Source organism: Pirellulales bacterium (assembly GCA_035533075.1).
In the GTDB taxonomy this organism is placed as follows: domain Bacteria; phylum Planctomycetota; class Planctomycetia; order Pirellulales; family JAICIG01; genus DASSFG01.
Map to the genome: position 1 here is coordinate 1 of DATLUO010000243.1, position 13,631 is coordinate 13,631.

Here is a 13,631-nt window from a genome sequence, read left to right on the forward strand (position 1 = left end):
AAGCTCGCTGGTCCCACCCTACGTTTCTATTCTTCGGGTTTCTCCGGCTCTTGGGTGGCGGACTGTTCGGCCGCCATCTGTTCGAGCCACTTGTCGTAGGCGGCCCGCGTCTCGATGGTGACGCGGCCCTTCATCTTGTAATGCCCCCAGCCGCACAACTCGGCGCACACCAGGTCGAACGTGCCGACGTCTTTGGCCCGGAACCAGACCGGTATCGACATGCCCGGCACCGCGTCTTGCTTGATCCGCAAGTGCGGCAGAAAAAGGTCGTGCAGCACGTCCATGCTCTTCAGGTCCACGAGCACCTCTTCGTCGAGCGGAATGTGCATGTCGTTGACGTGATAAATGTCGTCCGGCGTGCCGATCGTGCCATCGGGACCCGGATAACGCAGCCGCCACTCGAACTGCCGCGCGGTCACTTCCAGCGTGGGCGGCATGTCTTTGGGCACGCGCATCTTCACGTCGGCCCAGGCGTTCATCTGGTAGATGGCGATAAACAGCAGCGTGGCCGCCGGCAAAATCGTCCAGATGACTTCCAGGTTGTGGCTGCCGTGGGTGTACTTCACGGGGTCGCGGTTGACCTTCGAGTCATACCTCCACATGAACCAGAACAGGGCGAACTCGGTGGCGAAAAACACCACGCCCGTCAGCACCAGAATGAAATTGAACAGGTGGTCGATTTGGTAGCCGTGCTGCGAGATGTCGCGCGGCAGCCAGTAGCCGGCCGAAGGGGCCCAAAAGAACAGGCCGATCCCCAGCACGGGCACCATCAAAAACAGGACGCTCCAAAACTTTCCCACCACTCAACCTCGTTAAGTCGTAACCGGGGCAGGCAGACAGCAGACGGTAGACAGTAGACCGGGGTTTGAATTTACGCCCTGTCCACCGCTTACTGTCTACCGCCTACCGCCGTTAATTTCATGCCCTATCTACCGTCTACCTCGTGCTCGACCATCGCCGTCGCGTGGCCGCTCTCGAACTGCGCCGGCTCGCTCCCCTCGTCGAAAGGCAGCGACCGCACGTAGTCGACCAGGTTCCAAATCTCCTCCGGCTTCAACGGCGCGGTCGGGTTGCTGTCGTCGCGGCCGCCCGCCGGCATCGGCGTGCCGGGAATGCCCTGGTGAATTCGCCGAAAAAGATCCAATGGCCGCCGGCCGCCGCGATAAATGCCCATCCGCAAGTTGCGGGGCCGCAACGGTTGCTTTGTCGGCAGCAGCCAATAGGCCAGTTCGCCCGGCTTCTTGTCTTTGTTCCAATCGTCGAAGAGTTGGTCCTTTTCCGGCCCGCCGTCGTTGCCGTCACCCAGCCCGGTCGGCCCGTGACACTTGGTACACTGGGCGTCTTTGCGGAAGAAAACGTCGCGGCCCTTGGCGATCGACTCGCGCAAGTCCTGCGGAGTTTGCGACCCGCTGCGGGCAGGCGGATTGACGATTTGTTCTTCCGCCGCCCATTCGTCGATCGCGGGCTGCATATAGCCTTCGAAAATGGCCTCTTTTTTCGGCTCGATGTCCTCGTCGTTGTTGAACAGGTCGATGGCCATGTTGAGCTCCGTCTGGCCGCGGACGCTGAGATACTTGACGTACTCGACGAGCGCCTCGATCTCGTCGTCGGGCAAGAGCAAGAACGAGGGCATGGCCGTGCCGGGAATTCCCTCGTGCAAAATGCGTTTTAGGTCGTCGGTGGTCGGCTTGGAGTTGCGGCCCGTGCTCTTGAACTTGAACACGCCCTGGCGATAGTCGCGCGGGAAGGGGTTCAAGAAGGCGGCCGTCGGCCCGGCGCCGTCGCCCGTGATGCCGTGGCAATGGGCGCAGTGCTGGCGAAACAGGCCGCGCTGCTTGCCATCGGCGCTGCCCCCGTAGCGGCCGGAGGCCAGCTTGATCTTGCGCAGATCGAGCCCCTTTTTCTCGTCCGGGTTCCACTCCACTTCTTTGAATAGATATGGCTGGTCGGGCGTGCCGAACGCCGCATAGAGGGCGGTCGAGAGGAACTCCAGCTTCTTCTTTTTCTGCTCTTTCTCCTGGCGTTCTTCGTCGTCCTTTTCATCGCCTGTCAGGCGGAAATCGTCGGCCTTAAGCTGCATCTTCACCAGGATGTCCTGCATATTCAGCCGGAACTCGGGCGAGGAGTTATGCGGGGAGCAGCCGGAAGCGACAATCGCCACGGCGACCATCAAAACTGCCAACGTACAATGACGGAAAGATTGACGACAGAAACATTTTTCTGTCAGTATTTTTTCTGTCACTATTGCACCCTCTGATTGTTTCATCGCGTTGTAACGAACCTCGGTCTTACTTTCCAAACAATGCGGAGCTGACCTGGATGGTGCCCAGATCGTTGTCGCCTTCCTTGATCTCGAACTTGAACTTGCCCTTCTTCCAGTCGGGCTTGGCGGCCAGCCCGCCCACCGCTTCCTGCCACGCTTGGAACTCGTGCTTGCCGGCCGGCAGGTTCTTGATCTCGAACGAACCGTCTTTGCCCGTCACCGCCACGTAGGGATTGTCGCGCGGAAACACGTAGCCCTTCATCCAGGGATGAATGCTGCACGTGACCGGCACCGGTGCGTTCTGCTGCTTCGAGAAGTTGTAAGGCGACTCGTTGTTTTGCGAGATCAGCGGATTGAACGATTTGTCGCCCAGCGGCGCCATGTTGCTGTTATGACTCACCGGATCGGAGTTATGCACATCCAGCGTCTGCGAGGTCCGCAGGGTGAGAATGTGCGGCTCGAAGCGGCAGTGGTGGTTGTCGAACTTCACGGTGTCTTTGGCCGTCGCCTCGTAGTCGGGGTGTACCGCCGCTTTCTTGTCGGTCAGAAAGATCACGACGTTTTCCAACGCTTTGTTTTTGGGATTCACCACCAGCGATTCGTCGACCAGGTTGTGGTTGCCGCAAACCTGCTCGTCCTTGGTGATGGCCAGGCGCTGGGCCGCCGGATCGGGGCCGTCGTAGACGAACTTGCCGCTGAGGTTGCCCCAGGTGTCGGCGGTGGGCGCCGCGGCTTCGGCCTCAGGCGCCGCTTCGGTCGCTTCGCCCGACGACTCGCGGATTTGCTCTACTATTTTCATATCCGGCGCCGGATGCGGCAGCGAGGCCACGGCGCTTCCGCAGCCGCAACACGCCACCGCCAGCAGAGCGGCCAGTAGGGAGGATGGCCTTCCTAGGCCGTCCCGTCCGGATCTGGACGGCCTAGGAAGGCCATCCTCCAGTTGTCGGCCACCGCAAGCGCATGGTAACGCCACGTGCCAATTCAACCCGCACACCATCGTTCCGTTTTCCATCGTCGTACTGCCTCTCAACTCTTGGGCGCTACCAGCTTCGGATCGACTTTGATCTCGCCGAGATCGTTGTCGCCCTTCTTGATCTTCATTTTGAAGGCGCCCTTCTTCCAGCCGCTCTTGGCGGTCAGGTAGCCCTGGTTCTCGTGCCAGACGGTGAACTCCAGCTCCTCGGCCGGCAGATCCTTGATTTCGAAATTGCCGTCCTTGTCGCTTACGCCGATATAGGGATTCTCCTTCACGACCACGTAACCCTTCATCCAAGGATGGATGTTGCACGAGATCGGCACGGGCACCTTTTGGGCTTTGTGGAACTTGTAGGGAAACTCGGCGTCCGGTGAGAGCAGCGGGTTCTGCGGCGTGTCTCCAAATGGGGATACGTTGCTGTTGTGGGAGAAGGGGTCGGAATTCTTTATCTCCAATGTTTGCGTGACTCGCATCGGCAGAACGTGCGGCTGAAAGCGGCAACCGTGATTGTCGAGCACGACTTTGTCTTTGGCGCTCGACTCATACTCGGGATTGACCTTGATCTTGCCCTTGGTGCTGATATAGACGACTACGTTCGCCAGGCCGCCATCATCTCCCACCACGATCGACTCGTCGACCACGTTGTGCTTCGAACACATCGGCTCCTTCGACGTGTCGATTTTTTTCTCCGTCGGCGCTTTGCCGTCATAGATGAAACGTCCCTTCAAGTTGCCCCAGTCGGCGGCATGGGCCGACGGTTGTCCGAGAGCGAGAGCTGCCACCGCCAGAACGAGAATCGAATATCGACGCATGTTGCAATCTCCTGGTTGTCGTCGCCCACTCAGTTCATTTTCCATTTCGAAGCCCGGCTGTATACCCGAAATACCGTAGGGTGGGACCAGCGAGCTTGCGAGCGCCGGCCCACCAAAAACGACGTCGCTATCGGTGGGCCGGCGCTCGCAAGCTCGCTGGTCCCACCCTTCGGTTCGATTTCGCGTCGGCACTGTTTCACACATACTCTTCTCAGTTGTCGAGCTTGGCACTCTGCCCCGCGGCGGCCTGGGGCGGCGGCTCTTTGACCATCGACTTGATATCAGTGTGCCGCTTCATGTACGTGTCGTAGTTCAGCAGCAGCCCGGCGACTCCCCGCAAAGCGTCTTCGCTCTCGCCCGGATAAAGGCCCGTGCGGAGCTTGGCGTTCGGGTCGTCGTGCGGCGGGAAGTTGACCGGCATGCCCGTGTAAGGAAGCTTGCGCGTCGGATGGGCCAGCCATTCCAGCAGATAGCCGGGCCGCAACCGCTGATAGATGCGGTCGAGGTTGGGCGCCAAGGCCGCTGGCAGACCCTTCGGCCGGAAATCGCCGATCAAGTGGCACTTCACGCAGTAGTTGTTGTCGGTGACGAGCTTCAGCGCGTCGTCGTACTTCTGGAACTCCTCCGGCGGCGTGTAGTCGCTGCCGCCGGGCCGATGATATTGATACGGGTAATCGACGTTGTCGGCGGCCGCGAAATAATGCACCAGCTTGTCGGCCTCCTCGCTCGACATGTTGAACCTCGGCATGCGCAGCAGCACGGCCGGGCGAATCGGATACGGATTCAACAAGAAGTCGTGCAGCCAACCGGTCTGCACCTTCTGCCCTTCGCGCACCAACGGCGGCGGCACCCAGCCCCACACGTCGGTCGGCTTGACGTTCGGGTTGTCGCGGCGGCCGATCTCCATGGCCGCGGGATACAGCAGCCGGGCAAAATCGCCGCCGAAATAGGGCCGAATCTTGTTCTTGTCGAGATGCTGCTCCATCACCGGCACTTCGGGTCCGCCCACCAGCCAGGGATGCCCGTCGATCGCCACCGGCTCCCAGAGCGTGAAATAAAGCGGCTCGTCGGGCTCGTGGTCTTCGGGCATCGGCACCGGCATGCCGCCGATCGCGGCGTGCCCCATACCGCGGCGGTCGGTCTTCTTCGAGGCTTCCAGTTGCTGCGGCGTGAAGTGCGGCATCAGGAAGGCATAGTCGTCGAAAGGCGGCGGGTTGGCGTAGTTTTCGTCTTCCGGATCGTAGTCGAACTCCCACGTTTCCATCTTCACGGTGTGGCAGCCGACGCAGTTGTACTTGGCCAGCAACTGCTCGCCTTCGACGATCGCCTTGCGGCGCGGATTGGCCTTATACACGTACTTGGCGGCGGGCGGCTCGGCCACCAGGCCCAGCACGAACGTCATCACCGCCTCGATCTGTTTCTGGTCGAAGTTGAACTTCGGCATCCGCAGGCGGTCGGTGTAATCCTTGTTCTCGGTCTTCTTGAAGTCGTAGCTGCGCGGCTCGCGGAGTTTCTGCCAGATAAAGCCCTCGCGCTGATGGTGCAGCAGGGCCTCGACGAAGAAGCCGGTGTCGGCGTCCATTTCCAAGGGATCGAGCGCGTGATGCTCCGTTGCGACTTCCGCCTCATGGCCGTGCCCATGCCCGACATGGCTGCCGGCGTGCGAATGTCCCGGCGGACGCTCGCGGAGGTATTCGACAATCATCTCGAAGGCCAGCTTCGAAGTGTCTTTGCGGCCCCAGTCGGCCAGGCCCGTGCCGATCGGCTTGGCGTCCTCGAAGCCGGGAATGTCGTGGCAGCCGCTGCAGCCCTGGCGGCTGATGATGCGGCGGCCGAGATAGAGCAGCTTTTTCTTGGTCAGCTCGCCCGGACTGTCCGAATCGCCCCGCACCATCATTTGCTCATCGCCCTTGATGTCGGCGGCGAAGTCGGCGGGAATACCTTCGTCGGCGTAGCGTCTGGCTTGCTTCTCCGTGAACGTGGCCTTGAGATAAATGTAGGCCAGGTCGTTGAGGGCCTGCGTATCGACTTCGGGCACCGCCACAGGTTTCCAGTCGTCGTCCTGCGATGTGAGCAGATAGGCCGTGATGTCGCCGGCGGGGTCGCTCACTTCGTCGTCCTTCCCGGCAATCGGTTCCAGGAACAGGTTTGGCATCACGGTGCGGGCGTGGTAGCGGTTTGGCTCGCGTACCCAGCTATAGAGCCAGCGCCGTCCAACGTTGCTGTTCAGCTTGGCACCGATGCGTGAGAGGTCCGGCCCCTGGCTCTGCTTGGCGGCGGGGAACTCTTTGTGCTGATGGCAGGCCAGGCAGCCGCGCGTCTGAAACAATTCCTTGCCCCGCTCGGCCGAGGCTTCTTGGGTAATGCCCTCAGATCGCTCGACGTATTCGAACGGCTGGCTGCGGTCGAGCAGATACTCGGCGATGGCGCGAATCTCGACCGGCTCGAACCGTTCGGCGTCTTTGCGGCCCTTGCTTTCGACCATCACGGGCTCCCCGTTTTCGATGATCGGATTGCCGCGGTCGTCGAGTTTCTCTTCCGGCACCAGATGGTCCCAAAGCCCGAAGAAGCGGGGCATCTTCGTGCTGGGGCGGAAGTTGGTCGGGTTGCGAATCCAGTCGTAGAGAAACGCCAGATCGACCTTGCTGGCCACGTAGCGGAGGCTGGGGCCGACCTTGCGGTATTGGCCCGGCGTCTCATCGTCGGCGCCGAGAATCGTGGCCAGCTTGTGCGTGGCCGAAGTCAAGCGGGCCTGGCTCTGGCCGTCGCCGTCGCCATCCCCGTCCGCCGCTTCCACCGCCTTCTCGCGGGCGACTTCCTCGCCGATCGTTTCCGTGGTTTGCGGCGGCTTCTTCTCGGCGGGCGCAACCAGCGCGGCATCGGCCTTGATGTCCTCGGCCAGCAGCTTGCGGGCTTCGTGCCGCTCGGGGTGAGCGACCACTTCCTCGGCCAGCGCCCGCTCGTGATCGTTCAGGCCGGGATCGGTCAGCACCGACTGGGCGGCGGCGAAATAGACCGGCTCGGCCCGCAAATCGGGACCGCGGCGGCGCGTCGGGCCGTCCCAACCGTTGATCTCGTGGCAGCCGAAGCAGCCAAACTGGCGAATGGTGTCGTAGCCCTCGACGAGCTTCGGCGCGGGCGGTTCGGGAAACTGTTCGCTCGGCTCGAGTTCCACCACGTCGTGATGGCACTTCAAGCATAAGCTCTCGTTGAACCGCTTGGGCATGACCGGGAACAGCCAATTGTGGTTGTTGAACCAACCGTACTTGGTGTGCCAATCTTCGGCCTGGGCGGGCGTGTCGGGCGTGTGCGAGACCCACTTGAACTCCGTGGCGCTCCCCTGGCCGTCGTGGCACGATGTGCAGCCGACGTCGCCCAGCTTGTGCGGACTCAGCGAGCCGACAAACAGATCGAGCCGCGGGTGCGAGTTGAACGGTTCGGGAATGCCCCGCCGCACGTGCAGCGTGAGCGGCTTGCCCCAATCGACGCTTTCCAGCAGGTAGACGATGGCCCGAGGGCGATCGAGGAGCTTCACGTCGTTGATCTGCTCGATCACGTCGCCCGGTTCCAGCCGGGCGTTCGCAGCCGCGCTCTTGGGCCGCACCACCGTGACCGTCACGTCGTTGGCGGCGAAGATGCCCTGCTTGCCAATCTGCAGGCCATAGGCATTGACCAGATTGTATTGCAACTCCTGCTCTTTCTTGGCGTTCTCGTCTTTGATTTCCGCCAGGTGACGGTCTTGTTCTTCGGTCAACTCGGCAGGCTGAGCGGGAGTTGCCAGCGTCAATTCGAGCCGTTGCGTCGTCGGGTAGCCGGGAACCGTCGCCGAGCCGGGGGCGGTCTTGTCGATGCCCTGGTGGCAGGTCGTGCAGCGGTCGAAACGGGCCACATCACGGAAGTTGTTGTTCCAAGTGAGCTGCGGCAGCCAAATGTTGTCGACCTTCAGCGGCCGGCCGAAGGCGTCGACGATCGGCATTTCCAGCAGCTCCTTGCCGAGGTTGTTGCGCCGCTCCGCCAGCGTTTTTTCCAGTCGATCGACGTCGCCCTGGTGATCGGCCAGCGCCTTGCGTGCCGCCGTTTCGTCGGCCACGGCTTCTTCGAGCAGCTTTTGCAGCTTCTCGCGGTGCGTCTTGGCGTCTTGAGCGATTTTCAGCAACGCATCGACCTGGCCGGCCACCGCCCGGACCTCTTTTTCGATCTTTTCCAGTTCCGGCTCGGCAACGCCCTCGTCGACGCTGATGTCGTATCTACTGCGCACACCGTCGAGATCGGCCCGCTTGAACTTCAAGTCGCGCTGACTGTTGTCTTCAATCTGTTTGGCGCGCGACAGCACGCCCTGCATCGCCGCCGCCAGTGCATCGCGCTTTTCGATCACGTTCTTGCGCGAACCCTCGTAGATGCCGTCTGCGCCAACCTCGTCTTCGGCCTTGCTCGCGCCCGGTTTGCGGGCCACCAACTCGGCATGCTGCAACGCTTCTTTGGCCTTCTCGATGCGGTCGCTGCGATAGCCATAGCGGCTGTCGCCCTTCTTCGTTTCCGCCTCCGCGACGAAGGCCTCAACCAGATTCTCAGGCGGCTGCTCGCTTTGGGCGACTTCGACCCGACGCTTCAGTTCCTTCTCGCGGGCATAATAATCGGCCGATTCCTGCTCGTTCAGCCGGGCGTTGGCCGTGTATGCCTCCACATTGCGGAACTGCCGCTGGTAGACCTTCCACTCGCGATTGTGGTCTTTGGCCAGCATCCAGATGGTCGACAGCAGCATGATGATCGACGTCACGCCAAACACCAGGTGCAGCGACTTCTGGTCGCGCCAAGTTTGTTCGTTTGCGGGCATAGAATCAGAACCCCACTTCGGGCAAACGGGGGGAAGTCACTTCTCGGTACGTCGCAATGGAAAACAGCCGCGTAGCGGCGACGGAATCTAGCCGTGGGCACCAGCCCGCGGTCGCGGGTTGCCTTAACCCAGGAAGCCGCGCAGCGGCGACGGAGCGCGCGACGCGATGCTCCGCCGCCGCTACGCGGCTGCGCGCGTGCGGTCGCCTCTGTCCCGTGGGCTGGCACCCACCGCTAATCTCTGTTGCCCCTCCGGGGCGCAAAGCGAGTTCGTCCATCTTAGAAATTCAGGAAATACTCAGGGATACTGATGATGTACTTGAGGTTGCAAGTCCACCGCAGCACCATCTTGATGGGCAGGCTGGCCATCATCAGCAGCAGGTTGGCCATCACCATGTAGCGGATGAAGCCCATCCGCACGAAAAACTTGCGAAAGATCGTGGCCGCCATCAAGGGCGGCAGGAAAATCAGGTAAGCCGCCACGGCAATGATGCCGGGTAATTCACGCAGCACAATATAGCCCAGTTGGGCGAGCGTACCGCTCCCTTCCGCCGCCCGTGGCATACTGCGGCCGAGCCACTTGATCCAAAAGTATTGTGAGAGATCGACATTGCTGAGCGGCAGCACCTTGTGTACGTCCCATGGTTCGAAGGGGCCAAAAAAGTTCCAGTTCGGCCCGCGCAAGAACGTGCCCAGCACGATCAACACGATCCACAGCTCCAGAAAGCCGATTTGAAACACAAGATAGCTGAACTTGCGCTGCTCGATCGTGAAGTAACCGTTGCCCGCGCGGTTGAAATCAAGGAACGGTATCGCCATCAAGCCGACCAGCACGACGCTGGGCAGCACCACGCCGGCATACCAGGGGTCGAAATAGACGAGCATCTCTTGCAGGCCGAGAAAGTACCAAGGGGCCTTGGAGGGATTGGGCGTCTTGACGCTGCTGGCCGGATCTTCCAGCGGCGCTTGCAGGGCGATGCCCCACACCAAGAGCACGGCCGTCAGCGCCACCATGCAGATCAGCTCGGTGTAGACCAGGTCGGGCCAGACGAGCACTTTTTCGTCATCGAGCTTTTCCAGCGGCGGCAACCCTTGGCGAATGCGGTCGTCGTTTTGCACCGCCTTATAGCCGGCCAGCCAGGTGAAAAAGCCGAGCAAGAACACCAGGCCGACGATCGGCACGTTGTCGGGCTTCTGCACGATCGCCGCGAACGTGGGATCGGTCATCGACAGGCCCATCGTCAGCAGAGCCAAGTTGAAGCCCGACCAGGCCACAATCGGCCTGGTGAAAAAACTACGGAACCAGAACAAAACGCTCAGCGCGACGAGCGAGCCGACCGTGAGCTGGACGGGACCCGAGTTGTTGTTGACCAGCGCCTTGACGGAATCCGGAAGCATGGGCGGCCAACCGATCATCGTGAACGGCGCCAGAATGAAGAAAACGGTGCCGACCAGCAGCCACAACAGCACGTTGGTGAAGGGAACGACGCCCGCGATGCGGAAGTACGTCACCGGCCCCTTGCGCCACAGCATCAGCGCCGTCATCCAGTTCATCGCGCACAGCAGCAGGTAGTAGAGGCCAAGCCCGGTGGCGATGTCGCGAATGAAGGTTGCGGAGCCGTGCATGCGGCGAGCTAGTGGTTAGTGGATAGTGGTTAGTGGTTAGTGGTTAGCGACCAGCGGAATCCAAAATCGAAAATCGAAAATCCTACAAGGGGCCGCTGATGCCGCCGTCTTTGCGCACCCGCCAAAAGTGGATCGCGATCAACAGCGAGGCGGCCAGCGGAATGGCGATGCAGTGCAGCACGTAAAAGCGGTTCAGCGTCTCTTCGCCGACGAAGCGGGCGCCCAGCAGGGCGAACCGCGCGTCGGAGCCGCTGGTGATCATGTCGATGCCGCCGAGGGTGAGCAACTGCTGGCCGGGGCCCTCGTGACCCAAGAGCGGCGTGGCGCGGGCCATGTTCGAGCCGACCGTGATGGCCCAAATCGCCAACTGGTCCCACGGCAGCAGGTAGCCGGTGAATGACAGCAACAGCGTGAGCAACAGCAGGATCACGCCCACCACCCAGTTGAACTCGCGGGGTGGTTTGTAGCTGCCCGTGAGAAAGACGCGGTACATGTGCAGCCAGGTGGTGATCACCATCGCGTGCGCGCCCCAACGATGGATCTCGCGGAGGATGCCGAGGCTGGTCACGTCGCGCAGGGCAAGGATGTCGTTATAGGCCCATTCCAGCGTCGGCCGGTAGTAGAACATCAACAGCACGCCGGTGACGGTCTCGACCAGAAACAGGAAGAACGTCACGCCGCCCATGCACCAGGTGTAGCTCAGGGCGATGCCCTGTTTCTTGATCGACACCGGGTGCAAGTGCAAGAAGAAGTTGGTGAGCATCACCACGATGCGGTTGCGGCGATCGATCGGCATGGGGTGCCGAAAGACGCTTTTCCAGACCTGCGAGTTGCGAATCGATTCGCTGAGGGAAGGCATGCGGGAGGGTTCAGGGTTCAGGGTTCAGGGTTCAGGTCGTCTTCGGTTTTGGGTCTTCGGTTTTGGGCCTCGCATCTAACTAACCACTAAGCACTAACCACTGACCACTAACTACACCGGCACGTAGCAGGCCGGGTCTTTCCACTGCCCCATTTCTTCCTGGAACATCTTGCTCTTGTCGATCTCCAACTGGCCGTCGTCGGCCAGGTGAATGGCATAGCGTTCGAGCGGCCGCGGGGCGGGGCCCTCGAAGTTGATGCCGTCTTTGTAAAAGCCGCTGCCGTGGCAGGGACATTTGAACTTCTGCTCGCCTTCCAGCCAGTTGGGCGTGCAGCCCAAGTGAGTGCAAACCGTCCGCAGGGCGTAGATTTCCATTTGGCCCTGGTATTCGGCCTTCACCACCCAAACGCCGAACTGGGCCTTGAACTTTTCTTCCACCATGCCGGGAGCGAAGTCGCTGGGAAAACCAACCTTGAACTTGCTGGGCGGCTCGATCAGCACGTTGGGAAACATGAACCGTGCCGTGCCGAGCGTCCACAGGCCGACGGTGGCGGTGAGAGAGGTGAACCCCACGCCGAGAAACGAGCCGAGGGCAAATCCCAGGAAAAAGCGGCGGCTTTCGTCCGTTGCGGCCGCCGCTTCTTTCGGCTTCGGCCGGGCGTAGTCGGGCTTGGCGGGCATCGGCGGCACAGCCCCCTTGGCCTTCTTGGCCTCCGGCTCGGGCTTGACTTTGGCTGCCGCCTCGGCCTTGCTGAGGGGGCCCGGCTTATGCTGGGCACGCGCGGCGGCCAAGATGCTGGCCGTGCTTTTGCCCCCGCTGATGGCCGGTTTTGCCACTTTCGCCGTGGCCGTTTCAGCTTTGGCAGCCGCCGGTCTTGCCGCCGGCTTGGCTGCTGGAGGAGCTTTGGCCGCGGGCTTCGGCGCAGCCGCCTTACCTTCGCGGGCCTGCTTCAAGATTTCAGACACGCTGGGCCGAGCACCGGCAGCCGCCGGCTTCGGCTTGGCGGCGGGCGCAGGAGCTGCTTCAGCCGGAATGAGAGCCGGCGATTCCGCAGCTTCGGCGGGCAGCGCAGCTTCGGCCGCAGCCGTTTCAGCGACCGGAGCTGGGGGAGCTGTTGCGGCCGACTCGCCCTTGCCGTCGGCCTTGCGCGCGGCGGCCAGGATCTCAGCCACCGACATCTTTTTTTTCTCAGCCATGATGGGGTTGCTAATTCGTATCGGCCAACGCGGGCGGTAAAGCCGGCGCTGCGCGTAATGCCAGCGGTCAGCCCCGGCCAGGGATTGTGACAAATTTCACAAAGTCGGCCCCAATGGTTTTAACGTTCGTCGGTCGCTTGTCAACCGCCCTTCGGCAGAATGAGCCGTGGGCCAGCAAAAGCGGCGCGGGCGCCTTTAAGATCAGGTCAACATACCGCGCCGAGGCCGGCAGGAAAATCCCCTCTTGCAAATTGAAGTAGCCCGCTTGCTCCGCAAGCGGAGCGGCGCGGGCTTTAGATCGATCTTCGCGACGCAAGGTCATGCGACGCAGACGGCGGGCTGAGCCGCCTCGCGCCAGGCATTCTGCTCCTGCCGCAGCCGCTCATGCACTTCCTGACGATGCACGGGAATCTCGCTCGGCCCCTCGAATCCCAGTTTGACCTTGTCGCCGCGGACTTCGAGGACGGTCACGGTCATTGTTCCGCCGATCACGATCTGCTCGCCGCGGGTGCGGGAAAGAACTAACATGCTGGCGCTCCTTCTAAAAAGTGACAGATTGCCCGACTCATCCGATGCGCCTTGCCAGACGTGCTGGTGAGGACGACCGCCCGCTCGTGAGCAAATCACCGGAAGCGCAACAAAAAACCCCGCCGCCCGTCTCCAGGCTTGGCAGGGCCGTCAGAACCCTATTGCGACATGTCCACCGTGAACGCAAGACGCAAATTAGAGTGTCTGCCCCTTCCCGTCAAGAGCGGTTTTTTCGGCCCGGCTACGATTGGGCCCGTTGTCCATCCAGGCAAGCTGGGCCGGATCTTGCCGGTGTGGTAGGCTGGACCACGTACCGCGAACCAGTGGCTAGTGGTTCGTGGAGGGGTCTTTGGTTTTTGGTCTTTGGTTTTTGGTCTTGGGCCGAAGCCCCAAAGACCTAACCCGGATGATTCACCGGCCCCCGAACTTGGCGCGCAGACTGCGCGAACACCAACCCGAAGCGCAAGCGAGCTAAGTCCTTTGCTGATCCTCGCTTGCGCTTCGGGTTGGTGTGGGCCGGTGAATAATCCGGGCTAA

General features: G+C 61.6%; 9 protein-coding genes. All 9 read right to left on the minus strand.

The genetic code is table 11. The features are described from left to right. Nucleotides 1–26: 26 nt before the first annotated feature. The 9 genes from VNH11_30290 to VNH11_30330 all read right to left on the minus strand — a co-directional run bounded on the left by VNH11_30290 (nucleotide 27) and on the right by VNH11_30330 (nucleotide 13,094). Nucleotides 27–800 (minus strand): cytochrome c oxidase subunit II, encoded by a 774-nt coding sequence (locus VNH11_30290; protein HVA50674.1) that lies wholly within the window; start codon nucleotides 798–800, stop codon nucleotides 27–29. 125 nt (nucleotides 801–925) lie between these two features. Further along, nucleotides 926–2,182: a cytochrome c gene (locus VNH11_30295; GenBank protein ID HVA50675.1), complete on the minus strand. Its 1,257-nt coding sequence runs from the start codon at nucleotides 2,180–2,182 to the stop codon at nucleotides 926–928. Between the two features lie 106 nt (nucleotides 2,183–2,288). After that, the gene (locus tag VNH11_30300; GenBank protein HVA50676.1) at nucleotides 2,289–3,062 is read right to left on the minus strand and encodes a hypothetical protein; all 774 of its coding nucleotides are present in this window, start codon (nucleotides 3,060–3,062) and stop codon (nucleotides 2,289–2,291) included. Nucleotides 3,063–3,289: 227 nt separating this feature from the next. After that, nucleotides 3,290–4,051: a hypothetical protein gene (locus tag VNH11_30305; GenBank protein ID HVA50677.1), complete on the minus strand. Its 762-nt coding sequence runs from the start codon at nucleotides 4,049–4,051 to the stop codon at nucleotides 3,290–3,292. 211 nt (nucleotides 4,052–4,262) lie between these two features. Continuing rightward, on the minus strand, nucleotides 4,263–8,885 hold the full coding sequence (locus VNH11_30310) for a hypothetical protein (GenBank protein ID HVA50678.1): 4,623 nt from the start codon (nucleotides 8,883–8,885) through the stop codon (nucleotides 4,263–4,265). A gap of 278 nt (nucleotides 8,886–9,163) precedes the next feature. Beyond that, nucleotides 9,164–10,510 carry a hypothetical protein gene (locus VNH11_30315; GenBank protein HVA50679.1) on the minus strand — a complete coding sequence of 449 codons (1,347 nt, stop codon included), beginning with the start codon at nucleotides 10,508–10,510 and terminating at the stop codon, nucleotides 9,164–9,166. An 82-nt stretch (nucleotides 10,511–10,592) separates the two neighbouring features. After that, on the minus strand, nucleotides 10,593–11,369 hold the full coding sequence (locus tag VNH11_30320; GenBank protein ID HVA50680.1) for a cytochrome b N-terminal domain-containing protein: 777 nt from the start codon (nucleotides 11,367–11,369) through the stop codon (nucleotides 10,593–10,595). Nucleotides 11,370–11,480: 111 nt separating this feature from the next. Further along, nucleotides 11,481–12,566, minus strand: a complete 1,086-nt coding sequence (locus VNH11_30325; protein ID HVA50681.1) for a ubiquinol-cytochrome c reductase iron-sulfur subunit — start codon at nucleotides 12,564–12,566, stop codon at nucleotides 11,481–11,483. Nucleotides 12,567–12,884: 318 nt separating this feature from the next. Further along, nucleotides 12,885–13,094 carry a carbon storage regulator gene (locus VNH11_30330; protein ID HVA50682.1) on the minus strand — a complete coding sequence of 70 codons (210 nt, stop codon included), beginning with the start codon at nucleotides 13,092–13,094 and terminating at the stop codon, nucleotides 12,885–12,887. Between the last annotated feature and the right edge of the window lie 537 nt (nucleotides 13,095–13,631).

Coding starts and splice junctions, on each gene's coding strand:
- VNH11_30300 (HVA50676.1), bottom strand. CDS start 3,062: ATGAAAATAGTAGAGCAAATCCGCGAGTCGTCGGGCGAAGCGACCGAA.
- VNH11_30305 (HVA50677.1), bottom strand. CDS start 4,051: ATGCGTCGATATTCGATTCTCGTTCTGGCGGTGGCAGCTCTCGCTCTC.
- VNH11_30310 (HVA50678.1), bottom strand. CDS start 8,885: ATGCCCGCAAACGAACAAACTTGGCGCGACCAGAAGTCGCTGCACCTG.
- VNH11_30315 (HVA50679.1), bottom strand. CDS start 10,510: ATGCACGGCTCCGCAACCTTCATTCGCGACATCGCCACCGGGCTTGGC.
- VNH11_30320 (HVA50680.1), bottom strand. CDS start 11,369: ATGCCTTCCCTCAGCGAATCGATTCGCAACTCGCAGGTCTGGAAAAGC.
- VNH11_30325 (HVA50681.1), bottom strand. CDS start 12,566: ATGGCTGAGAAAAAAAAGATGTCGGTGGCTGAGATCCTGGCCGCCGCG.
- VNH11_30330 (HVA50682.1), bottom strand. CDS start 13,094: ATGTTAGTTCTTTCCCGCACCCGCGGCGAGCAGATCGTGATCGGCGGA.